General features: G+C 65.4%; 19 protein-coding genes. 11 read left to right on the top strand and 8 right to left on the bottom strand.

The genetic code is table 11. The annotated features are described in order from the left end of the window. Nucleotides 1–16: 16 nt before the first annotated feature. The gene (locus tag SA190iCDA_RS22105) at nt 17–1159 is read left to right on the top strand and encodes an MFS transporter (RefSeq protein WP_070887163.1); all 1143 of its coding nucleotides are present in this window, start codon (nt 17–19) and stop codon (nt 1157–1159) included. Here SA190iCDA_RS22105 and SA190iCDA_RS22100 read toward each other — a convergent pair. Both SA190iCDA_RS22100 and SA190iCDA_RS22095 read right to left on the bottom strand, forming a co-directional pair. Next, the gene (locus SA190iCDA_RS22100; protein ID WP_070887164.1) at nt 1154–2707 is read right to left on the bottom strand and encodes a phospholipase D family protein; all 1554 of its coding nucleotides are present in this window, start codon (nt 2705–2707) and stop codon (nt 1154–1156) included. The genes SA190iCDA_RS22105 and SA190iCDA_RS22100 overlap by 6 nt on opposite strands. 62 nt (nt 2708–2769) lie before the next feature. Next, nucleotides 2770–4203, bottom strand: coding sequence for a PLP-dependent aminotransferase family protein (locus SA190iCDA_RS22095; protein WP_070887165.1), 1434 nt, complete (start codon nt 4201–4203; stop codon nt 2770–2772). Nucleotides 4204–4380: 177 nt separating this feature from the next. Between SA190iCDA_RS22095 and SA190iCDA_RS22090 the strand changes: the two genes are divergently transcribed. After that, the gene (locus SA190iCDA_RS22090) at nt 4381–4620 is read left to right on the top strand and encodes a DUF1127 domain-containing protein (protein ID WP_070887166.1); all 240 of its coding nucleotides are present in this window, start codon (nt 4381–4383) and stop codon (nt 4618–4620) included. A gap of 19 nt (nt 4621–4639) precedes the next feature. Here SA190iCDA_RS22090 and SA190iCDA_RS22085 read toward each other — a convergent pair whose 3' ends face one another. Next, a complete protein-coding gene (locus SA190iCDA_RS22085; RefSeq protein ID WP_070887167.1) occupies nt 4640–5953 on the bottom strand; it encodes an NAD(P)/FAD-dependent oxidoreductase in 1314 nt (437 codons plus the stop codon). Nucleotides 5954–6105: 152 nt separating this feature from the next. Between SA190iCDA_RS22085 and SA190iCDA_RS22080 the strand changes: the two genes are divergently transcribed. Continuing rightward, on the top strand, nt 6106–6459 hold the full coding sequence (locus SA190iCDA_RS22080) for a YkgJ family cysteine cluster protein (protein ID WP_070887168.1): 354 nt from the start codon (nt 6106–6108) through the stop codon (nt 6457–6459). 110 nt (nt 6460–6569) lie between these two features. Here SA190iCDA_RS22080 and dadR read toward each other — a convergent pair whose 3' ends face one another. Further along, nucleotides 6570–7058, bottom strand: a complete 489-nt coding sequence (gene dadR, locus SA190iCDA_RS22075) for a transcriptional regulator DadR (RefSeq protein ID WP_013789818.1) — start codon at nt 7056–7058, stop codon at nt 6570–6572. Nucleotides 7059–7212: 154 nt separating this feature from the next. Between dadR and dadA the strand changes: the two genes are divergently transcribed. From dadA to SA190iCDA_RS22045, 6 genes are all read left to right on the top strand, one after another. Beyond that, nucleotides 7213–8511: a D-amino acid dehydrogenase gene (gene dadA / locus SA190iCDA_RS22070; protein WP_070887169.1), complete on the top strand. Its 1299-nt coding sequence runs from the start codon at nt 7213–7215 to the stop codon at nt 8509–8511. After that, nucleotides 8486–8836 (top strand): RidA family protein, encoded by a 351-nt coding sequence (locus SA190iCDA_RS22065; RefSeq protein ID WP_070887170.1) that lies wholly within the window; start codon nt 8486–8488, stop codon nt 8834–8836. Before dadA ends, SA190iCDA_RS22065 begins: the two co-directional genes overlap by 26 nt. A 145-nt stretch (nt 8837–8981) precedes the next feature. After that, nucleotides 8982–10055 carry an alanine racemase gene (alr, locus tag SA190iCDA_RS22060; protein WP_070887171.1) on the top strand — a complete coding sequence of 358 codons (1074 nt, stop codon included), beginning with the start codon at nt 8982–8984 and terminating at the stop codon, nt 10053–10055. Between the two features lie 337 nt (nt 10056–10392). Next, nucleotides 10393–10941, top strand: a complete 549-nt coding sequence (locus SA190iCDA_RS22055; protein WP_070887172.1) for a cupin domain-containing protein — start codon at nt 10393–10395, stop codon at nt 10939–10941. A gap of 279 nt (nt 10942–11220) precedes the next feature. Next, complete coding sequence (locus SA190iCDA_RS22050; protein WP_083329870.1) at nt 11221–11643, top strand: c-type cytochrome; 423 nt, start codon at nt 11221–11223, stop codon at nt 11641–11643. A 129-nt stretch (nt 11644–11772) separates the two neighbouring features. Beyond that, on the top strand, nt 11773–13905 hold the full coding sequence (locus SA190iCDA_RS22045; RefSeq protein WP_070887174.1) for an acetyl-CoA hydrolase/transferase C-terminal domain-containing protein: 2133 nt from the start codon (nt 11773–11775) through the stop codon (nt 13903–13905). Here SA190iCDA_RS22045 and SA190iCDA_RS22040 read toward each other — a convergent pair. The 3 genes from SA190iCDA_RS22040 to rep all read right to left on the bottom strand — a co-directional run bounded on the left by SA190iCDA_RS22040 (nt 13889) and on the right by rep (nt 17273). Continuing rightward, nucleotides 13889–14461: a xanthine phosphoribosyltransferase gene (locus tag SA190iCDA_RS22040; RefSeq protein ID WP_070887175.1), complete on the bottom strand. Its 573-nt coding sequence runs from the start codon at nt 14459–14461 to the stop codon at nt 13889–13891. The genes SA190iCDA_RS22045 and SA190iCDA_RS22040 overlap by 17 nt on opposite strands. Nucleotides 14462–14578: 117 nt before the next feature. Beyond that, nucleotides 14579–15061 (bottom strand): UPF0158 family protein, encoded by a 483-nt coding sequence (locus SA190iCDA_RS22035; RefSeq protein ID WP_070887176.1) that lies wholly within the window; start codon nt 15059–15061, stop codon nt 14579–14581. 202 nt (nt 15062–15263) lie between these two features. Next, nucleotides 15264–17273 (bottom strand): DNA helicase Rep, encoded by a 2010-nt coding sequence (rep, locus tag SA190iCDA_RS22030; protein ID WP_070887177.1) that lies wholly within the window; start codon nt 17271–17273, stop codon nt 15264–15266. Nucleotides 17274–17530: 257 nt separating this feature from the next. On the opposite strand from rep, the gene SA190iCDA_RS22025 reads away from it, so the two are divergent. After that, nucleotides 17531–19207: a putative bifunctional diguanylate cyclase/phosphodiesterase gene (locus SA190iCDA_RS22025; protein ID WP_070887178.1), complete on the top strand. Its 1677-nt coding sequence runs from the start codon at nt 17531–17533 to the stop codon at nt 19205–19207. Here the strand turns inward: SA190iCDA_RS22025 and SA190iCDA_RS22020 are convergent. Further along, complete coding sequence (locus tag SA190iCDA_RS22020; RefSeq protein WP_070887179.1) at nt 19187–20602, bottom strand: NorM family multidrug efflux MATE transporter; 1416 nt, start codon at nt 20600–20602, stop codon at nt 19187–19189. The two genes, SA190iCDA_RS22025 and SA190iCDA_RS22020, sit on opposite strands and share 21 nt — an antisense overlap. Before the next feature lie 139 nt (nt 20603–20741). On the opposite strand from SA190iCDA_RS22020, the gene SA190iCDA_RS22015 reads away from it, so the two are divergent. Then, complete coding sequence (locus tag SA190iCDA_RS22015) at nt 20742–21662, top strand: LysR substrate-binding domain-containing protein (RefSeq protein ID WP_070887180.1); 921 nt, start codon at nt 20742–20744, stop codon at nt 21660–21662. The last annotated feature ends 165 nt before the right edge of the window (nt 21663–21827 follow it).

Raw genomic sequence — 21827 nt, 5'->3', positions numbered from 1 at the left:
CTTTTCGAGATCCTTGATGCGTTGGGGAACCTACTTCGCTGTCTGCCTGGCGGTGATCAGCATCGGCCTGGCCATGGGCGTGACCATGCCGCTGGTGTCGTTGCGCCTGGAGAGCTGGGGCTACGGCTCGTTCGCTATCGGTATCATGGCGGCCACGCCGGCCATTGGCGTGCTGCTGGGCGCCTCGCTGGCCGGCCGGCTGGCCTCGCGCTGCCCCACGCCGCGGCTGATGCAGCTGTGCCTGCTGGCCGGCGCGTTGTCGGTCACCGGCCTGGCGCTGCTGCAGAGCTACGCCATCTGGATCGTGTTGCGCCTGCTCCTTGGCGTGACCCTGACCGTGGTGTTCATCCTTGGTGAAAGCTGGATCAACCAGTTGGCCGTGGAGAAGTGGCGCGGCCGCCTGGTGGCGCTGTACGGCACCGGCTACGCCCTGAGCCAGCTGTGCGGGCCGCTGCTGCTCAGCGTGCTGGGCACCGATACCGACCTGGGGTTCTGGTCTGGCGTGTCGTTGTTGGTTGGCGGCTCGCTGCTGTTGATCGGCCGCACCGGCGCGCCGGTGGTCGATGCTCATAGTACCTCCGGGCGCGGCCTGCTGGTGTTCTGTCAGCGCATGCCGGCAATCGCCTGGGCGGTGATGCTGTTCGCCGCCTTCGAGGCAATGATGCTCACCCTGCTGCCGATCTATGGCCTGCGCCAGGGCTTCACCCAGGAAGTGGCGCTGTTCATGGCCAGCGTGGTGGTGGTCGGCGATGCCGCACTGCAATTGCCCATCGGCCTGCTGGCCGATCGCATCTCGCGGGTCACGCTGTTTCGTGGCTGTGGCGTAGTGCTGCTGTTCTCCAGCCTGGGCATTCCGCTGCTGTTGCACACGCCGCTGATCTGGCCGGTGTTGGTACTGTTCGGTGCCAGCGCGGGCGGCCTGTTCACCCTGTCGCTGATCCTGATTGGCGAGCGTTTTCGTGATGATCAGCTGGTGCGCGCCAATGCCCACGTGGCGCAGCTGTGGGGCATCGGCTGCCTGATCGGGCCGCTGGCCACCGGCGCGGTCAGCCAGTGGGTCAGCGGGCATGCGCTGCCGATGTTGATGGCGGCCGGTGCGGCGGCCTTCATCTGGCTGGCCTGGCGGCCCCATGCCTTCGACGAGGACATCAGGCTATAGCATTTTCTCCAGGCCAATGGCCCGGGCGAACCAGGCGTTGAAGCGCCGCCAGCGGCTGCCGGGCTCTTCGCTGAGGACGAATTCCTGGCCGTCGTCCTCGCCGATCCAGACCATCCGCGTCGTACCGTTGGTGTCGTGCTGCAGGCGCACTTGGTAACTCACTGAGGGCTTCATGCCCTGCAGTGCCAGCTCGCGCAGGTAGGCGGCGAGCCTGGGGCTGTCGACCAGCACGCCGACCTCGGTGTTCCACAGCACCGAGCGCGGGTCGACGTTGAAGGAGCCGACGAAGGATTTCTGCCTGTCGATGACGATGGCCTTGCTGTGCAGGCTGGAGTTGGAGCTGCCGCTGAAGCTGTAGGCCGGCGGCGAATCCGCCCCCGGCTGACTGCGCAGCTCGTACAGGCGCATGCCATGCTCGAGCATTTCCTGGCGATAGGGTGCGTAGCCGCCATGCACGGCGGGCACGTCAGTGGCTTCCAGGGCATTGGTGAGCAGGCGGATGTCCACGCCGTTGTCGGCCAGGCCGATCAGGTACTGCAGGCCAGCAGGGGCGGGCACGAAGTAGGCGGATACCATCACCAGGTCGCTTTTGGCGCCCTGCAGATGCGGCGCCAGCTGGGTGGTGAGCAGCAGCTGCGGATCCGGTTCGCCCCTGGCCAGCACCTTGCTCGGTGCATCCCACAATGCGGTGCCCGGCGCCCAGATCAGCTCGTCGAGCCAGACCTGCAGCTTCGGCTCCTGCTGGTAGGCGAGCAGGCGTTCGTAGAGCTCCGGCTGCTCGACGCGGGCGGTGTCCAGGTAGTCGCGCAGGCCCCTGCGCGCCTTGTCCAGATCCTTTTGCGAGGGCTGGCGCCAAACGAATGCCTCGATGGGTTTGCTCAGCCGGCTGTTCCAGTACTGATCGAAGCTTTCTGCCAGATCCTTGGCCACCGGGCCGACGGACAGCATGTCGATGTCGGTGAAGTTCATGTTCGGTTCGGCGTCGAAATACTCGTCGCCCAGGTTGCGCCCGCCGACGATGGCCGCCGCGCTGTCGGCCAGCCACAGCTTGTTGTGCATGCGCCGGTGCTGCTGGGAGAGGTTCAGGCCGCGGCCGATCACCCGGGTGACGCCGGTCAGGCGGCCCAGATGCAGTGGGTTGAAGACACGGATCTGGATGTTCGGGTGGGCGGCCAGCAGGGCAATCCTGTAGTCCTCGCCGTCGCTGGTGGTGTCGTCGAGCAGGATGCGGATGCGCACGCCGCGGTCGGCGGCCTGCAGCAGCTCCTTGACCAGCGCGCGGGTGCTCAAGCCGTCGTGCACGATGTAGTACTGCAGATCGAGGCTGTGCTGCGCCGCACGAATCAGCTCGGCGCGGGCGGCGAAGGCTTCGTTGCTGGCCGGCAGCAGGCGAAAGCCGGAGTGGCCCCCATGTTCGGCGGCGCGCGCTTGGAGGCCTGCGCCGAACGAGGAATCAACGGCGGGCAACGCCTGGCTGGGCACGATGGGTATCTGGTTGGTACAGCCGCCGAGAATCAGCAGGGCGATAAAGAGCACGCGCAAGGGCAAGGTTGCAGCCTCCAATCGGCTGTGCGGATGTGCTGATAGGACGCCGCTGCGCTGGGAAAGATTCAGTCTCTCGGCGGTGGCGACTCGGCCAGCATGGCCGCTACGGTTTCCCCCACCTTGCGTACCGCCGCTTCGATGCTCGGGTTGGGACGCGAGGCGTAGTTCATGCGCAGGCAATTGCGGTACTTGCCGGCGGCGGAAAAGATGCTGCCCGGCGCGACCTGGATCTTGTGCGCGGCCAATTCGCGGTTCAGGCGCTGGCTGTCGAAGCCCTCGGGCATTTCCACCCACAGCATGAAGCTGCCCTGGGGGCGGCTGACCCGCACCGAGGGCGGAAAGTAGCGGCTGACCCAGTCGCTCATCTGCTCCAGGTTGCGGGCGTACTGACCGCGCATGCGGCGCAGGTGCGGTTCGTAGTGACCGCCTTCGATGTACTCGGCCAGCGCCAGCTGCGGCAGCTGCGCGGTGGCGCCAGTGCCCATGTACTTCATGTGCAGCACCTGGTCGAGGTAGCGGCCCGGGGCGATCCAGCCGACGCGAAAGCCCGGCGCCAGGGTCTTGGAAAACGAGCTGCAGAGCAGCACCCGGCCGTCGTCATCGTAGGACTTGATGGTGCGCGGGCGTGGGTAGTGAAAGGCCAGCTCGCCGTACACGTCGTCCTCGATGATCGCCACGTCGTGACGCTGGGCCAGGGCCAGCAGGGCGCGCTTGTTGGCCTCGGGCATGATGTAGCCCAGCGGGTTGTTGCAGTTGGGGGTGAGCTGGATGGCCTTGATCGGCCACTGTTCCAGAGCCAGCTCCAGCGCCTCGAGGCTGATGCCGGTGAGCGGATCGGTGGGCAGCTCCAGGGCTTTCATGCCGAAGCCCTTGAGCGCCTGCATCACGCCGTGAAAGCTCGGCGAGTCGACGGCGACGATATCGCCCGGCACGCAGATCGCCCGGATCGCGGCCGACAGCGCCTCGTGGCAGCCGGTGGTGATGACGATGTCCTCGTAGCTCAGCTGGCAACCGGAGTCCAGGGTCAGGCGGGCGACCTGCTCGCGCAGGCGCAGGTCGCCGTAGATGCTGCCGTAGGTGAGGGTGTGCAGGTCCTGCTTGCGGCTCAGCCGTGACAGTGCGCGCAGCAGCGGCCTGAGCGTCGGGCTGTCGATATCCGGGCGGCCACGGCCCAGTTGCACGAAATCGTTGCGTGGCGAGGGGGCGATCTGTTCCAGCACCTGGTCCCACTGCGACACGTCCACGGGGCGCTGTGGCGCCCGGCTGATCTTGGGCAGCGCCGGCTTGTCGCGGCCTTGCGGCACGAAGTAGCCGGATTTCGGTTTCGGCAGCGCCAGGCCACGGTCCTCCAGGTGGCGGTAGGCCTGCTGCACGGTGCTCAGGCTGACCCCATGTTCCTGGCTCAGGGCGCGTACCGAGGGTAGCCGGTCGCCCGGCCGGTACAGGCCCTGCTCGATGCGTTCGCCGAGCAGGTCGGCCAGGTTGGTGTAGAGGGTCATGTGCGCATGCCTGTAGGAAAGGGAGTCAGTTGAACCATACAGATTGGCCTAGATGGGACCATTCAGTTCAGCTTGGGGTTGATCTGTATGGATTTAATTCCTTTTCTTTGCATCTGTCATGCTTTTCCGCCGCCCGCCATCATGATCTCCCATGACCCCAATGCGCAGGAGAGCGACATGAACGGGCTGAGCGATGTGCGATTGACCTTGACAGGCAGTGAGTTGGAAGGCGGTAACGGGCGGCGACTGGCCGCAGCACCGGCGCGTTCGGCGATGACGCACCGCTGGCTGTGCTTTATCCGTCGCCTGACCACCCGGCGCGCGTTGCTCAAGCTCAGTCACGCTCAGCTGCAGGACATCGGCTTGAGCCGCGAACAGGCACGGCGCGAAGCCACGCTGCCGTTCTGGAAGCTCTGACGCGGGGCTACTGGGGCGATCAGAGCAGTTCCTTGAGACGATGCCAGAGCATGCCCAGCGCCAGAAGCGGCGAGCGCAGATGGCGGCCGCCGGGGAAGGTCATATGCGGCACCCTGGCGAACAGCTCGAAGCCGCCGCCGGCCTGCCCGGCGATGGCCTCGGCGAGCAGTTTGCCGGCCAGGTGCGTGGCATTCACGCCGTGGCCGGCATAGGCCTGGGCGTAGAAGACGTTGGGCTGGTCCTTGAGCTGGCCGAGCTGCGGCAGGCGGTTGGCGCCGATGCCGATCATCCCGCCCCATTGATAGTCGATGCGCACGTGCTGCAGCTGCGGGAATACCGCGAGCATCTTCGGGCGCATGTAGGCGGCGATATCGGATGGATCGGTGCCGGAGTAGCGGCAGGCGCCGCCGAACAACAGGCGGCGGTCGGCGGACAGGCGATAGTAGTCGACCGCCACCCGCTGGTCGCATAGCGCCATGTTCTGCGGGATCAGGGTGTTGGCCTGTTCCTCGCCCAGTGGCTCGGTGGCAATGATGTAGCTGCCCGCCGGCAGTACCTTGCCGCCCAGGGTCGGGTGCAGGTCGCGGATATAGGCATTGCAGGCCAGCACCAGCTGCCCGGCGCGCACCACGCCCTGGGCGGTGTGCACGCGGATCTCGCTGCCGTAGTCGATTCCCGTGACCGGCGAGTGCTCGAACAGGCGCACGCCCAGGCTCTGCGCAGCAGTGGCCTCGCCCAGCGCGAGATTGAGTGGGTGCAAGTGGCCCGAGCCCATGTCGATCATGCCGCCGACATAGCGGTTCGAGCCGACCACCTCGTGCATCTGTTCCGGTTGCAGCAGGCGCAGCTCGTGGCGATAGCCGAGGCTCTGCAGCTCGGCGGCGTCCTCGGCGAAGCCGGCCAGGTCCCGCGGCTTGTTGGCCAGGTCGCAGTAGCCCCAGGTCAGGTCGCAGGCGATGTCGAACTGGGCGACCCGTCGCCGCACGAGCTCCACCGCCTCCAGACCCATCAGCTTCAACTCGCGTACACCGTCCTTGCCGATCACCGATTCGAACTGCTCGACGCCATGGCCGACGCCGCGAATCAGCTGCCCGCCATTGCGCCCGCTGGCGCCCCAGCCGATGCGATGGGCTTCGAGCAGCACCACCGAAAGGCCTTTCTGGGCCAGTTCGATGGCTGTGTTCAGGCCCGAGAAGCCACCGCCGACGATGCACACATCGGCGCGCTGCTCACCTTGCAAGGCTGGGAAGTCGAGGGCCCGGTTGACGCTGGCGGCGTAGTAGGAGGGCGCATGCTCGGTGCTGTGAACCGGCGGTTGGGCACGGGCGGTCATGGGCGAAATCCTGATTTCGGTGTGGCTAAAAAGTGACGAAGCATAAGCGCGGATTCCGCTGCGAGCCAACCGGCGATCATCTTGGCAGGCCGCGCTTTGCGCTGCCCGGGCCCGCCTGTACCATGCTCGCCTGCCGTTCCAGAGCCCTGACCATGAGTTGCACCAGCCGCAAGATCGACCTGCTGCGCCGCCAGATTCCGCGCTTCGACTGCGTGCCCGGCTGTCACGATTGCTGCGGCCCGGTCACCGCGTCCTCGGAGGAAATGTCGCGCCTGCCACGCAAGACCCGCGCCGAGCAGGACGCCGCCCTGGCCGCGTACAACTGCGTGCATCTCGGGCCCCAGGGGTGTCAGGTGTATGACCAGCGCCCGTTGATCTGCCGACTGTTCGGTACCACGTCGAATTTGCCGTGCCCCCATGGCCGCGGGCCCGAGCAGCCGATCGAGGCGCATGTGGAGCGTCAGGTACACCAGTTGATCGCCACCACCCGGCAGCTGCTGGTTTAAGCACCTGATCCCGGACGCTCCGCGTTGCGCTGACGCAGAGCGCCAGCCTCGGCGTTCCCACGCTGAGCATGGGAACGATCATCATGATCAGCTTGCAGCTTGCAGCCGCTTCACTCCGGCACCGGCAGCGCCAGGCTCTCCTTCACCTCTTCCATCACGATATAGCTCTTCGACTCACGCACATGGGGCAGCTTGAGCAGGATGTCGCCGAGCAGCTTGCGGTAGCTGGCCATCTCGTTGATGCGCGCCTTCACCAGGTAGTCGAAGTCGCCGGATACCAGGTGGCACTCCAGCACGTGGGGCAGCTTGAGCACGGCGCGGCGGAAGTCCTCGAAGGTGTCGCCGGACTTGTAGTCCAGGCTGATCTCCACGAACACCAGCAGGCTGGCCTTGAGGTTCTGCGGGTTGAGGCGGGCGTGGTAGCCCATGATGATGCCTTCGCGCTCCAGGCGGCGAACCCGCTCGGTGCAGGGCGTGGTCGACAGGCCAACCCGTTCGCCCAGCTCGGTGAAGGAAATGCGTCCATCCTCCTGGAGGATGCGCAGGATGTTGCGATCGATCTTGTCCAGCTCGCGACGGCTCTGGTGTTGCGTACGCATCTCGGCACCCTCCGGTAAAGGCTTTGAAAGCCAGAATTCCCTTCGAATATACGGTTGTATACAGTGAAAAGCACTGCCATCGACTTTCTATACTGTACGCATCGACTTCTCAAATCGTAATACGCCAGTGCATCGTCGCGGCGAGGAGATCAACATGCGGGTTCTGGTGCTTGGTAGCGGAGTGATCGGTACGGCCAGTGCGTATTACCTGGCCCGCCAGGGTTTCGAAGTGGTCGTGGTGGATCGTCAGAACGGCCCGGCCATGGAAACCAGCTTCGCCAACGCCGGCCAGGTGTCGCCGGGTTACGCCTCGCCCTGGGCGGCACCGGGCATCCCGTTGAAGGCCATCAAGTGGCTGCTGCAGAAGCACGCGCCGCTGGCCATCAAGCTGACCGGCGATATCGACCAGTATCTGTGGATGGCGCAGATGCTGCGCAACTGCACCGCCAGCCGTTACGCGGTGAACAAGGAGCGCATGGTGCGGCTGTCCGAATACAGCCGCGACTGCCTCGACGAGCTGCGCGCGGAAACCGGCATCGGCTACGAAGCCCGCCAGCTCGGCACCACCCAGCTGTTCCGCACCCAGGCGCAACTGGACAACGCCGCCAAGGACATTGCCGTGCTCGAGCAGTCCGGCGTGCCCTACGAGCTGCTCGACCGCGCCGGCATCGCCAAGGTCGAACCCGCCCTGGCGGGCGTCACCGACAAGCTCGCGGGTGCCCTGCGTCTGCCCAACGACCAGACCGGCGACTGCCAGCTGTTCACCCGCAAGTTGGCCGAAATGGCCACCGCGCTGGGCGTGGAGTTCCGCTTCGGGCAGAACATCCAGCGCCTGGATGTGGCCGGTGATCGCATCAACGGCGTGTGGATCGACGGCAAGCTGGAAACCGCCGACCGCTACGTGCTCGCCCTTGGCAGCTACAGCCCGCAACTGCTCAAGCCGCTGGGCATTCGTGCGCCGGTGTATCCGCTCAAGGGCTACTCGCTGACGGTGCCGATCACCAACCCCGACATGGCGCCGACCTCGACCATTCTCGACGAGACCTACAAGGTCGCCATCACCCGTTTCGACCAGCGTATCCGCGTCGGCGGCATGGCCGAGATCGCCGGTTTCGACCTGAGCCTCAACCCGCGCCGTCGCGAAACCCTGGAGATGATCGTCGGCGATCTGTACCCCCAGGGCGGCGACCTGAGCCAGGCGGATTTCTGGACCGGCCTGCGCCCGGCCACGCCGGATGGCACGCCGATCGTAGGCGCCACACCCTATCGAAACCTGTTTCTGAACACCGGACACGGTACCCTAGGCTGGACCATGGCCTGCGGCTCCGGTCGCCTGCTGGCCGACCTGATCGCCAGGAAGCGCCCGCAGATCAGCAGCGAAGGCCTGGATATTTCCCGTTACGGTAGCCCCAAGGAGTTGAACAACCATGTCCATACAGCGCCTGCGAACTGAGCCGCGTCTGAGTGAAATCGTCATCCACAACGGTACCGTCTACCTGGCTGGCCAGCTGGATGAAAATCACAGCGACGGTATCGAAGCGCAGACCAAGGCGACCCTGGACAGCATCGATGCCTTCCTGGCCGAGGCGGGCACCGACAAGACGCGCATCTTGTCGATCACCATCTTCCTCAAGGACATCGATGACCGTGACGGCCTGAACCAGGTCTGGGACGCCTGGGTGCCGGCCGGCCACTCACCGGCACGCGCCTGTGTCGAAGCCAAGCTGTATTCGCCGGATGTGCTGGTGGAAATGACGGTGATTGCTGCGTTGCCTTGAGTCCAGAACTTCATCGTTCTTCTGTGGGAGCGGGCCATGCCCGCGACCTTTCGCGCATGGACTCGGCGTCCCTGCCCGCTCCCACAAAAACTTGCCACTGGCTGCTTCTACCCTGCTCTGTGATCTTCCGCTCTTCGAGATAACCATGCGTCCCGCCCGTGCCCTGATCGACCTGCAAGCCCTGCGTCACAACTACCAACTGGCCCGTGAACTGGCTGGCGCCCGCGCGCTGGCGGTGGTCAAGGCCGACGCCTATGGGCATGGCGCGGTGCGTTGCGCCCAGGCGCTGCAGGCTGATGCCGACGGTTTCGCGGTGGCCTGTATCGAGGAAGCGCTGCAACTGCGCGCGGCGGGCATCACCGGGCCGATCCTGCTGCTCGAAGGATTCTTCGAAGCCAGCGAACTGGCACTGATCGAGCAGCATGACCTGTGGACAGTGGTACACGCTCAGTGGCAGCTCGAAGCTATCGAACAGGCAGCACTGCAGCGTCCGCTGAATGTCTGGCTCAAGCTGGACAGCGGCATGCACCGCGTCGGCTTCCACCCGGCTGATTACCAGGCGGCCTATCGGCGCCTGCTGGCCAGCGGCAAGGTGGCGAAGATCGTGCTGATGAGCCACTTCTCCCGCGCTGACGAGCTCGATTGCAGCCGCAGTGCCGAACAACTGGCGGTATTCCAGCAGGCCCGCGAAGGCCTGGCTGCCGAGATCAGCCTGCGCAACTCGCCGGCCCTGCTGGGCTGGCCGGGCATCCCCAGTGACTGGTCGCGACCCGGCATCATGCTCTACGGCGCCACGCCGTTCGAGCAGGCCCAGCAAGTCGCCGCCCGCCTGCAGCCGGTCATGACCCTGGAGTCACGGGTGATCAGCGTGCGTGACCTGCCGGCCGGCGAGCCGGTCGGCTACGGCGCCCGCTTCGTCAGCCAACGTGCGACGCGGGTGGGCGTGGTCGCCATGGGCTATGCCGACGGTTACCCGCGCCATGCGCCGACCGGCACCCCGGTGCTGATCGACGGCCGGCCGTCGCAGATCATCGGCCGGGTGTCCATGGACATGCTCACCGTCGACCTCGGCGACCTGCCGGGGGCCGGTCTGGGCAGCCGCGTCGAGCTCTGGGGCCGCGGCGTACTGGCCAGTGACGTCGCCCTGGCCGCCGGCACCATTCCCTATCAGCTGTTCTGTAATGTGCGGCGGGTGCCACTGATCTACAGCGAAACCTAAGAAGCAGTTCATGATCGCTCAGCCAAGCTTCGTCGGTTTGGCAGCTAAGTGGCGCAAGCGGCCGCAAGCTGCAAGCTACAAGCTACAAGCTACAAGCTACAAGCTACAAGCTACAAGTTAGAAGCAGTCCGCAGTGCTCTAGCTTCTTCTTGCAGCTTGAGGCTTGCGGCTTGAAGCTCAATGTCCGCTTCTGCCTTGTAGCCGCCCGTGCGTGCTCACAAAGATCATGAACAGGTTCTGAGCGGGATACGACCCTGAGTGTTCGGACTGTTGTAAATACTGAACACTGTCGCCATGATAAGGCCTCTTTTCATGGCTTCACTCGGGGTATCCAGCATTGGACGTCGGTCTTCGCCTGCAATCGATCCGCAAGCAAAAGGGGCTCTCCCAGCGCGAACTCGCCAAGCGGGCGGGGGTTACCAACAGCACCATCTCGATGATCGAGAAGAACAGCGTAAGCCCGTCGATCAGTTCGCTGAAGAAGGTGCTGGCCGGCATCCCCATGTCGCTGGTGGAATTCTTCTCCCTGGAAGCCGAGCAGGACAACCAGGTGCAGGTGGTCTACCGCGCCAGCGAGCTCACCGACATCCACAGCGGTGCGATCACCATGAAGCTGATCGGCAAGGCGCACCCCAGCCGGGCCATTTCCTTTCTCGACGAAACCTACCCGCCGCACAGCGATACCGGCCTGGAGATGTACGCCCACGAGGGCGAGGAGACCGGCATGCTGGTGGAAGGCCGCCTGGAGCTGACCGTCGGCGACGAGGTGTTCATCCTCGAGAGCGGCGACAGCTACTACTTCGAAAGCAGCAAGCCGCACCGCTTTCGCAATCCCTTCGATCAGCCGGCGCGGTTGATCAGTGCCACCACGCCCGCCAACTTCTAGGATCCGTACGAAAAGTACCTGCGCTCGGTGATGCTTCGTTAAAAATCGGTTCGGCCTGCTCATTTACAGCTCGTAAACTCCGCGGCCTCACCGATTTTTGCCTCGCCTGACCTTCGCTCCGAGACTTTCGTACGGATCCAATGCACGCGCCAGGCAATCTGCGCCGTCGTTGATCTGCGTCATGGGGGCACGCATCCCGCCACCCGGACCAGTCGGTATACTTTGCCGGCTTGCGAAACCGTGGCCGCGAGCGTGATAGTCATCCATGAGGGCATATGAGTGAACCCAATTAGAAGCATGCTGGCAGCGCCGGCCATCGCCCTGGCGCTATGGGCCGTGACCGCCCAGGCGAATACCGACGAAGCGATAGCCGAGCGGATCAAACCCGTCGGGCAGGTATGTATCGCCGGTCAGCAATGCCAGGGTGTCGAAAGCGTGGCAACGGCCGCCGCGGGGGCTGCGCGTAGCGCCGATGACATCATTGCCAGGCACTGCACGGCCTGTCATACCAGCGGGCTCCTGGGCGCGCCGAAGATCGACGATACGCCTGCCTGGAAGGAACGTGCCGACCACCAGGGCGGCCTGGACGGCATCCTCGCGGCGGCCATCAACGGCATCAATGCCATGCCGCCCAGGGGCACCTGTGGCGATTGCTCGGATGACGAGTTGCGCGCTGCCATCCAGAAGATGTCCGGCCTGTAAGCCGCGGGTTCGCCCTCGCAGAGCCGCCCAGGGGCGGCTTTGTCGTTTCAGAATGATGACGACATGCAGCAAAAGGCGCAGCGGGGAAGTCCAACGGGGACGATCCCGACCGTTGGCCTGGAGAACCGCATGCCCCAATCCCGTACCCTCGAGCAAGCTGTCGACCACGTGCTGGACGCCATCGACGGGCCGATTCATCTCGGTCTACCCCTTGGTCTGGGCAAGCCCAATCGCTGGGTCAACGCGCTCTATACGCGGCTGCACGAGATGCCCGAGCGGCAGCTGACCATCTACACGGCGTTGTGCCTGGGGCGACCGCGGGCCAATCAGGAATTGCAGCGTCGATTTCTCGATCCCTTCGTCGAACGCGTTTGCGGCGATTACCTGGAACTGGATTTTCTCGCCGACCTGCAGGCCGATCGGCTGCCGCCCAACGTGCGCATCGAGCAGTTCTTCCTGCAGCCCGGCAGCCTGCTCGACAGCGCGCCGACCCAGCAGGACTACACCAGCAGCAACTACAGCCATGCCGCCCGCGACCTGAACGCCAAGGGCGTCAACGTGGTGGCCCAGCTGGTCGCGGTCGACCCGGCGCGGCCCCAGCATTTCAGCCTCAGTTGCAACCCGGACATCACCCTCGACCTGCTGCCGATGCTGCAGGAACGGCGTGCGCATGGCGAGACCATTGTCTGCGTGGCCCAGGTGCACGAGGGGCTGCCGTACATGGCCGGCGACGCCGAGCTGTCCCGGGATGTCTTCGATATCCAGCTGCAGGAACCCGAAATCACCACGCTGTTTTCCACGCCGAACATGCCGGTCACGGTGCAGGACCATTGCATCGGCCTGTACGCCAGTACCCTGGTGCGCGACGGCGGCAGCTTGCAGATCGGTATCGGCGCCATGGGCGACGGGGTCAGTGCCGCGCTGCTGCAGCGCCATCGCCACAACCCGGCCTATCGCGCCGTGCTTGATGAGCTGCAGGGCGGCCCGGGGCACCCGCTGAGCGCCCAGTTGGGCGACCTGGAGCCTTTTCGGACCGGGCTGTACGGCTGCAGCGAAATGTTCGTCAACGGCCTGCTGGATCTGGCCGAGGCCGGGGTGATTCGCCGCGTCGTCTACCCCGATGTGCGAGTGCAGCGCCTGGCCAGCGCCGGTGCGCTGGACGCCAGCGGCCAGCCGCGCAGCGTACAGGCGCTGCTCGACGCCGGCCTGCCCGTGCGCCTTGATGACGCGGCGCTGGCCTGGATGCAGGAGGGTGGGCTGCTCGACGCCAACCTCAAGATGCAGGGCGAGAACCTGCTGTTGCCCACCGACCAGCAATGCTCGACCGATCTGTCCGATCCGCTCAGCCAGGCGGCCTTGCGCGATTACCTGACACCCGCCGCCCATGGCGTGGTGGTACACGGCGGCTTCTTTCTCGGGCCGCAGTCGTTCTACGGGCGCCTCAACGCCATGACGCCGGAGCAGCGCGGTCGCTTCGGTATGACCGGCATCGGTTTCATCAACGAACTGTATGGGCAGGAGGAGCTCAAGCGCCTGCAGCGCGTGGAGGCACGCTTCATCAACAGCGCGTTCACCGTCACCCTGCTCGGTGCCGCCGTGGCCGACCAGCTGGAGGACGGCCGGGTGCTCAGCGGCGTGGGCGGCCAGTACAACTTCGTCGCCCAGGGCCATGCGCTGCCGGGCGCCCGCTCGATCCTGCTGCTGCGCAGCTGGCGCGAATCGGCTGGCGAGGTCAGCTCCAATATCGTCTGGGAATATGGCCACGTGACCATTCCCCGCCATCTGCGTGATGTGGTGATCACCGAATACGGCATCGCCGACCTGCGCGGCAAGACCGATTCCCAGGTGATCGAGGCGCTGCTCGCGGTCGCCGATTCGCGCTTTCAGGAAGCGCTGGCGCAGCAGGCTATCGACGCCGGCAAGCTGCCCAGGGGTTTCCGCCTCGATACGCGTCATACCGATAACACCCCCGAGCGCCTGGAACAGCTTGCCAGACGGCATCGGGCGGTGTTCGCCGAATACCCGCTGGGCAGCGATTTCACTGAAGAAGAGCAGGCATTGTTGCGGGCGCTGACCTGGCTGAAGGGCAAGTTGCGCCTGAGCGAGGTACTGGAGCTGGGCAAGGCGGCGCTGGATGCACCGCCTGCCGAGGCGTTCCCGGCGGCCCTGCAACGCATGGGCCTGGAGCGGCCCGAGGGGTTGCGCGAGGAGTTGTACCAGCGGCTGGTACTGGCCGGGCTGCAGGCTACTCGAGGAAGGTGACCTTGCCGTTTTCCAGGGACTTGATGCGCGCCAGGGATTCGATCCGGTAACCCTGGGCGTCCAGGGTGCTGCGACCGCTCTGGAAGGACTTCTCGATCACCACGCCGATGCCGGCGATGCTGGCGCCGGCCTGGCCGACCAGGTCGATCAGCGCCTTGGCGGCGTGGCCGTTGGCGAGAAAGTCGTCGACCAGCAGCACATGGTCGTCGGCGTTCAGGTGCTTGGAGGAAATCGCCAGCGTGCTCTCGGTCTGCTTGGTGAAGGAGAACACCTTGGAGATGTACAGATTGTCCTTGAGGGTCAGCGACTGATACTTGCGGGCGAAGATCACCGGTACGCCCAGTTCCAGGCCGGCCATCACCGCCGGTGCGATGCCCGAGGCCTCGATGGTGACGATCTTGGTGATGCCCTGACCCTTGAAGCGCTCGGCGAACTCGTGGCCGATCTCCTGCATCAGCTTGGGATCGATCTGGTGGTTCAGAAAGGCATCGACCTTGAGCACCTGCTCGGAGAGGACGGTCCCTTCACTGCATATCTTCTGTTTCAACGACTCCACGATCGATCCTCTGGGCTCTAGAGCAAAGCGGCGGATTTTCGCTCAAATTGCCGATCATTTGTAGCGAAAACACAGCGCGCGCCATCCGCTCGTCCATTGCCGGGCCCAGCCGGGCGCTCAGGCGCTGCGGGTCAGCCGGCGCAGAATGTCCCGTGGAATGCCGCGCGGATCCAGCGGCAGCTTGTCCGGCGCCGGTTCCAGGCCCAGCTCGAACAGCCAGTTGAGGGCGTATTCGCGCAGTTGCTTGTGCTCGTACTCCCGCCATTGCTGGCGCAGGGCCGGGAAGTAGTCGATCTCGTAGTCGAAGGCGCGCAGCGGTTTGCGGCCGGTCAGCGCGGCGCTGAGCAGCGGGTGGGCGTTGAGGTCGTTGAGGGTGAACAGGAAGGATTCGCGCATCGCCACGCGCTGGGCCACGTCCAGGTTGGGCACATGGGCGTAGCGCTCGGGGTTGAGCTGCACCTGCTGGCGTTCCTCGCTGCCCTGGTCCTCGGGCGACAGGCTCAGCAGCGTGCCGGCTTCCATGTCGAGCCAGTGTTCGAGGGTTTCGCGGCCGTTGATCAACTGGGTCAGGGTGTCGAGGTCGAGAGTGAGCGTGCGCATGGTGCCGGGCCTCTGCAAGGGGGAGCTGACGATGACGGGCCGGCTGCTGGAGCCGGCCTCTCACTCTGACTACGAAATGTGGCACTGGTGCCCGTCGGGATAACGGGCTCGGTGAAAAGGTAGCCTGGGTAGGGCTGTGCGATACCCAGGTCAATTTCCCGGATGTCGCTGCGCTCGACCCCGGGCTACGGATTGCGACGTGTCATCGCTTGAGCATCGCGCGCATGCTGGCCAGGGCGTCGTTGCCACGGGCAGCCTTGACCTCCACCGGCGCCTCTTCCTGGCCCTCCCAGACCAGATCCTCCGGCGGCAACTCGTCGAGGAAGCGGCTCGGCGTGCATTCGACGATCTCGCCGTACTGTTTGCGCTTGGCGGCGAAAGTCAGCGCCAGGTTGCGCTTGGCGCGGGTGATGCCCACGTAGGCCAGGCGCCGCTCCTCCTCGATGGTGTCGGACTCGATGCTGGAGCGGTGGGGCAGGATTTCTTCCTCGAAACCGATGATGTACACCGAAGGAAACTCCAGACCCTTGGAGGCGTGCATGGTCATCATCTGCACGCCATCGGCGCCTTCTTCCTCTTCCTGCTGGCGTTCGAGCATGTCGCGCAACACCAGCTTGCCGATGGCATCCTCGATGGTCATGTCACCCTCTTCGTCCTTGTCGAGGGTGTTCTTCAGCGCATCGACCAGGAACCACACGTTGCCCATGCGCGCCTCGGCGACCTTGTCGCTGGAGGCGTTCTGGCGCAGCCAGTTCTCGTAGTCGATGTCCATGACCATGCTGCGGATGGCAGCGATCGGCTCGTTGACCACGCACTGCTCGCGCACGCCGTCCATCCAGCGCTTGAAGCGCGCCAGGCGTTCGGTATAGCGGCTGTCCAGGTGCTCGCCGAGGCCGATCTCGTCACTGGCGGCGTACATGCTGATCTTGCGCTCGCTGGCGTAGTTGCCGAGCTTTTCCAGGGTGGTGGAGCCGATCTCGCGGCGCGGCACGTTGATCACCCGCAGGAAGGCGTTGTCGTCATCCGGGTTGACCAGCAGGCGGAAGTAACTCATCAGGTCCTTCACCTCCTGGCGGGCGAAGAAGCTGGTGCCGCCGGACAGGCGATAGGGAATCTGGTGGTGCTGCAGCTTCAGCTCCATCAGCTTGGCCTGGTAGTTACCCCGGTAGAGGATGGCGAAATCGCTGTAGGGCCGCTGGGTGCGCAGGTGCTCGGTGAGAATCTCCAGGGCTACGCGTTCGCACTCGGCATCTTCGTTGCGGGTGCGGATCACGCGGATCTCGTCGCCCATGCCCATCTCGCTCCATAGCTGCTTCTCGAAGGCGTGGGGGTTGTTGGCGATCAGCACGTTGGCGCACTTGAGGATGCGGCTGGTGGAGCGGTAGTTCTGCTCGAGCATCACCACCTTGAGCGACGGGTAGTCCTCCTTGAGCAGGTTGAGGTTCTCCGGCCGTGCGCCGCGCCAGGCGTAGATTGACTGGTCGTCGTCGCCGACCACGGTGATCTGGTTGCGCATGCCTACCAAGAGCTTCACCAGCAGGTACTGGCTGGAGTTGGTGTCCTGGTATTCGTCGACGAGCAGGTAGCGGATGCGGTTCTGCCACTTTTCCAGGATGTCCTGATGTTCCTGGAACAGCTTGACCGGCAGCAGGATCAGGTCGTTGAAATCCACCGCGTTGTACGCCTTGAGCGTGCGCTGGTAGTGCAGGTAGACGATGGCGGCGGTCTGCTCCTTGGGGTTGCGCGCATTGGCCAGGGCCTCGTCGGGCAGGATCAGGTCGTTCTTCCAGCTGTCGATGTAGTTCTTGACCTCGTCGGCACCGTCGTCCCCGGCGTACTCCTTCTGCATGATGTCGGTGAGCAGCGCCTTGATGTCGCCGTCATCGAAGATCGAGAAGCCGGGCTTGTAACCCAGGCGCGCGTACTCCTTGCGGATGATGTTCATGCCCAGGTTGTGGAAGGTCGACACCGTCAGGCCGCGGGCTTCGGCGCCCTTGAGCAGGCTGCCGACGCGCTCCTTCATCTCGCGGGCGGCCTTGTTGGTGAAGGTCATGGCGACGATGTGCTGGGCGCGGATGCCGCAGTTCTGCACCAGGTGGGCGATCTTGCGGGTAATGACGCTGGTCTTGCCGGAGCCTGCGCCGGCGAGCACCAAAAGAGGGCCGCCGACGTAGTTCACGGCTTCCTGTTGCCGGGGGTTGAGTCGGGACATCGGGTCTATCGCAGAGGGAAATGGCCGCGCATTTTAGCTGAAAGTCAGCGTTCATTTGCTGGCTTCGCTGCGGCAGCCGATAACCGTGCTCGCGAGCAGCTTCACGGCGCTTCATTGCGTCGGCGGGCTTGTCGATTACCAGGGTTATGCCGCAGGATATCCATCGATTTACACGGAAGTGATTGATTTGACGCCGGATGTGGCGCACTCAGAAGCGCCGCGCGCGCTCATCTTTTTCGTGCATCGGGGGATCTTTCTTGAGCGCATTCGTCGAGCCGTTGCGCCTGGTACTGCTGGCGGAAACGCCGCAGTGGAGCGAGCTGCTGCGCGAGCGCCTGGACGCCGTGGGCGGGTCGACGCCCCTGAGCTGCGCCGCCAGCTGGCCGGATGCCCGGCTGCTGCTCGACGACGCCGACAACGCGGTGCTGCTGACCACCCCGGCGCACCTGGCGGACTCCCGGCGCTGCGCTGCGCCGATCATCCTGCTGCTGGAGCAGGAACCGGCCGACACGCCGCCCCAGGTCTGCGACTGGCTGGTGCGCGACCAGCTGAGCCCCGAGGTGCTGCGCCGCAGCCTGCGCTACGTGCGCGAGCAGGGCCGCCTGCGCCTGACCCTGCAGCGCCTGGCCGAACAGGATGCGCTCACCGGCATCGCCAATCGCCAGGGGTTCCACACCCTGCTGGCAGCACGCCTGGCCGAACAGGGCTGTCGCGGCCTGGCGCTGATCCAGCTGGACCTGGACAACTTTCGCCAGGCCAACGACGCCCTTGGCGACTGCGCCGGCGACCAGTTGATCAAGCAGGTGGTGGCGCGGCTCAAGCAGTACCTGGAGCGCGGGGACCAGATGGCGCGGCTGGGTGGCGATGAATTCGCTCTGCTGCTCGACAGCCACGATGATCTCGAGCGCCTGCACGGCCGTGTGCAGCACCTGCTGGAAGCACTGGGCGAGCCCTACTGGGTGGAGGGCGAAAGCCTGCTGCTCGGTTGCAGCCTCGGTGTGGCGCTGGCCAAGCCGGCGAGCACCGCCGATGGGCTGATGTGGCATGCCCACATCGCCATGCAGCAGGCCAAGAGCCGCCACGGCTGCACCTACCACCTGTACGACGAACGCCTGGATCACGGCATGGGCAGCCAGGTCGACCTGCAGCGCGAACTGCGTCGGGCGCTGCGCAAGGGCGAACTGCAGCTGCACTACCAGCCGCGGCTGTGCCTGCACAGCGGCGCCATCGTCGGCCTCGAAGCGCTGGTGCGCTGGCAGCACGAAAGGCACGGGCTGCTGATGCCCGGCGAATTCGTGCCACTGGCCGAGGAGTGCGGGCTGATCGTGCCGCTCGGCTACTGGGTGATCGACCGGGCGATGCGCGACATGCAGTGGCTGCGCGAGCGCGGTCATCCGCGGCTGCACATGGCGGTCAACCTGTCGTTCCGGCAGTTCCAGGACAGCCAGTTGCTGCCGACCCTGGAGCGGCTGATCGACAGTTGCGGCATCGACAGCCGCTGGCTGGAGTTCGAACTGACCGAAACCGCGGTGATGCGCCGCAGCGAGTACGTGCTGCAGACCATGGGCCGGCTTGGCCACCTGGGCGTGCGCTTCTCCCTGGACGACTTCGGCACCGGTTTCTCGTCGTTCGAGCACCTGAGCAACCTGCCCATCGCCCTGCTGAAGATCGATCGCAGCTTCGTCACCGGCATGGAGCTGCGCCCGCAGAGCCAGCAACTGGTGCAGGCGATGATCAGCCTGGCCCATAACCTCGACCTGCAGGTGGTCGCCGAAGGCGTGGAAAACCTCGAGCAGCTGCGCCTGCTGCGCGAATTCGGCTGCGACCAGGTGCAGGGTTACCTGATCAGCCGCGCCGTGCCACGTGCCGAGCTGGAGGTTGTGCTGGCCCGGGCGCAGGTGTCGCCGCCCGGTTCACTGCAGCGGGACGCCTGACGCCGCGTCAGGCTGCGACACGCAGATCTGTCCTCTGGCATCCTCAGGACGCTGCAGGCGCGCGGTCTTCCAGCGAAAGCCCAGCACCAGGCCGGTCGCTGTCACGGCCAGCCCGGCGGCCAAGCCCCACCAGACACCATGGGCGCCCCAGCCGAGGGGGAAGGCCAACAGCCAGGCCAGCGGCGCACCCACGCACCAATAGCCGGTCAGGCCGATCACCAGCGTGATGCGTCCGTCGTTGAGGCCACGAATCGCGCCCATGGCGATGCTCTGCAGGCCATCGAACAGCTCGAACCAGGCGGCGATCGCCAGCAGACTCACCGCCAGGGTGACGATATCGGCGAACGCCGGATCGTGGCGCTCGAGGAACAGGCCGATGATCCACTCCGGCAGCAGCCAGAACGCCAGGGCGAACAACAGCATCAGCGCGGCGCCCAGGCCCATGCCGAGATGGCCGGCCAGGCGGGACAGGTGCAGGCGGCCCGCACCGTAATGCATGCCGACGCGGAAGGTCACCGCATAGGACAGGCCCTGGGGCACGATAAAGGCCAGAGCCACCGACTGCATGGCGATCTGGTGCGCCGCCAGCTGCACGCTGCCCAGCGCGCCCATGCACAGGGTGGCGAAGGTGAACAACCCTTGCTCGGCAGCATAGGTGCCGCCAATCGGCAGGCCGAGGCGCAACAGGGCGCGGATCTCGGCCCGCTGTGGGCGACCCAGGCCGCCCCGTAGTTTGTAGCGCCGGTAGGTCGGCGAGATCAGGATGTACAGCGCCAGGGCCAGCGCCATGGCACTGCTGACCAGCGCCGTGGCCAGGCCGATACCGCTGAGGCCCAGGTCCGGGCCCAGCCAGCCCTTGATCAGCGCATAGTTGATGATGAAGTTGGCAATGGTACCGACGATGCTGATCGTCATCACCGGGCCGGGATGGCCGATGGCGCTGGTAAAGCCGCGCAGGGCCATGAAGCACAGGTAGGCGGGCAGGCCCAGGGACAGCGGGCGCAGAAACGCCATGGCCTCGCTGGCCGCAGCCGGGTCCTGACCCAGATGGGGCAACAGCGGGCCCAGACCATTGAGGCACAGCGCGCTGACCACGCCCAGCAGCACGGCCAGCCAGAGGCCGTTGCGCAGCAGGCGAGTGACGCCGTCCGAGTCCCCCGCGCCATGGCGGATGGCGACCAGGCTGCCGACGGCCGCGATCACCCCCGTGCAGAAGATCGAGAAGATGAAGTAGCAGGTCGCGCCCAGGGCGCCGCCGGCCAGTTGCCCCGGGCCGAGCATGGCCATCATCAGGGTGTCGGTGAAAATCATCAGCGCGTGGGCCAGTTGCGCGGAGATAAGCGGGCCGGCCAGGCGCAGCAGGGCGCCCAGTTCATGGCCAAGTGGATTCTTCATGATGAGTAAAACTTCGGCAAGGTAAGCATCCCCGGGCTGTCGGGGAAAGGGCAATGGCGGCTATTCTCCGGTATGTAATGAGAGGCCACAAAAGGAAAATAGCCATGTCAGGCATGATTGAAACTCATGGTTCAGTGCGGTGACCCGCAGGCTGCCGCCGCTCTATGCGCTGCGGGCCTTCGAGGCCGCGGCGCGCCACCTGTCCTTTACCCGCGCCGCCGACGAACTGGCGATCACCCAGAGCGCCGTCAGTCGGCACATTCGCACCCTGGAGGATCACTTCGCCTGCCGGCTGTTCGAGCGCCGCGGCCGCGCGTTGCACCTTACCGAGCCGGCACGCCTGCTGCTGCCCGGGGTGCACGACGGGTTCGAGTCCCTGGAGCGGGCCTGTGCGACCCTGCGCGTGGAGGACGGCACCCTGCGCCTCAAGGCGCCTTCGACCCTGACCATGCGCTGGCTGCTGGCCCGCCTGTCGCTGTTTCGCGCCCGCCATGCCGATCTGGAGGTGCAGCTCACCAGCGCCTGGATGGATCTCGATCGTGTGGATTTTCTCCACGAGCCGTTCGATTGTGCCGTGCTCCTGGGGGCCGGCACCTTCAGTGACGAATGGCATAGCGTGCGGCTGTTCGAGGAGTGGCTGATCCCGGTGTGCGCGCCCGGCGCCCTGGGCGGGCAGCCGTGGGACGTCAGCCGTCTGCAGCAGGCCGAACTGGTGCACCCCACGCCCGACCGCCGCGACTGGCGCCGCTGGCTGCAGGCCATGGGCCTGGCCGACCAGGTGTCGCTCAGGGGCGGTCAGGTGTTCGACACCCTGGAGCTGGGCATCGTCGCCGCCGCCCGCGGTTACGGCGTGTCGATCGGCGACCTGGCGATGGTCGCCGAAGATGTACACCTGGGCCGCCTGGCGCTGCCCTGGCCGAGCGCCGTGTCCAGTGGCGATAGCTATTATCTGGTGTGGCCAAAGGCTCGCCTTGGCCAGGAACGCTTCGAGCGGCTGGCCGAGTTCCTGCTCGCCGAAGTGGCCGGCATGCAGTTGCCCGACGTGCAGCTGCGGCGCTAGAAAAGCGCTGAAAAATCTCAACGGCGAGGTTTTTTCATTACTCCGCGTAAAAAATGTGGTGATCGCGTCGCGGTGGCCATTGACGCACTAAAACTCTCAAGTATTCTCCGCGCTCGCCGAAAAAGGCGGCTTATCAATCATTCCATATAAGGACGTGTGGAGATA

The sequence above is a fragment of the Pseudomonas argentinensis genome (genome assembly GCF_001839655.2).
Lineage (GTDB): Bacteria > Pseudomonadota > Gammaproteobacteria > Pseudomonadales > Pseudomonadaceae > Aquipseudomonas > Aquipseudomonas argentinensis_B.
This window is presented reverse-complemented; position numbering and strand designations above follow the sequence as displayed.

Coding starts and splice junctions, on each gene's coding strand:
- SA190iCDA_RS22105 (WP_070887163.1), top strand. CDS start 17: ATGCGTTGGGGAACCTACTTCGCTGTCTGCCTGGCGGTGATCAGCATC.
- SA190iCDA_RS22095 (WP_070887165.1), bottom strand. CDS start 4,203: ATGACCCTCTACACCAACCTGGCCGACCTGCTCGGCGAACGCATCGAG.
- SA190iCDA_RS22090 (WP_070887166.1), top strand. CDS start 4,381: ATGAACGGGCTGAGCGATGTGCGATTGACCTTGACAGGCAGTGAGTTG.
- SA190iCDA_RS22085 (WP_070887167.1), bottom strand. CDS start 5,953: ATGACCGCCCGTGCCCAACCGCCGGTTCACAGCACCGAGCATGCGCCC.
- SA190iCDA_RS22080 (WP_070887168.1), top strand. CDS start 6,106: ATGAGTTGCACCAGCCGCAAGATCGACCTGCTGCGCCGCCAGATTCCG.
- dadR (WP_013789818.1), bottom strand. CDS start 7,058: ATGCGTACGCAACACCAGAGCCGTCGCGAGCTGGACAAGATCGATCGC.
- dadA (WP_070887169.1), top strand. CDS start 7,213: ATGCGGGTTCTGGTGCTTGGTAGCGGAGTGATCGGTACGGCCAGTGCG.
- SA190iCDA_RS22065 (WP_070887170.1), top strand. CDS start 8,486: ATGTCCATACAGCGCCTGCGAACTGAGCCGCGTCTGAGTGAAATCGTC.
- alr (WP_070887171.1), top strand. CDS start 8,982: ATGCGTCCCGCCCGTGCCCTGATCGACCTGCAAGCCCTGCGTCACAAC.
- SA190iCDA_RS22045 (WP_070887174.1), top strand. CDS start 11,773: ATGCCCCAATCCCGTACCCTCGAGCAAGCTGTCGACCACGTGCTGGAC.
- SA190iCDA_RS22035 (WP_070887176.1), bottom strand. CDS start 15,061: ATGCGCACGCTCACTCTCGACCTCGACACCCTGACCCAGTTGATCAAC.
- rep (WP_070887177.1), bottom strand. CDS start 17,273: ATGTCCCGACTCAACCCCCGGCAACAGGAAGCCGTGAACTACGTCGGC.
- SA190iCDA_RS22020 (WP_070887179.1), bottom strand. CDS start 20,602: ATGAAGAATCCACTTGGCCATGAACTGGGCGCCCTGCTGCGCCTGGCC.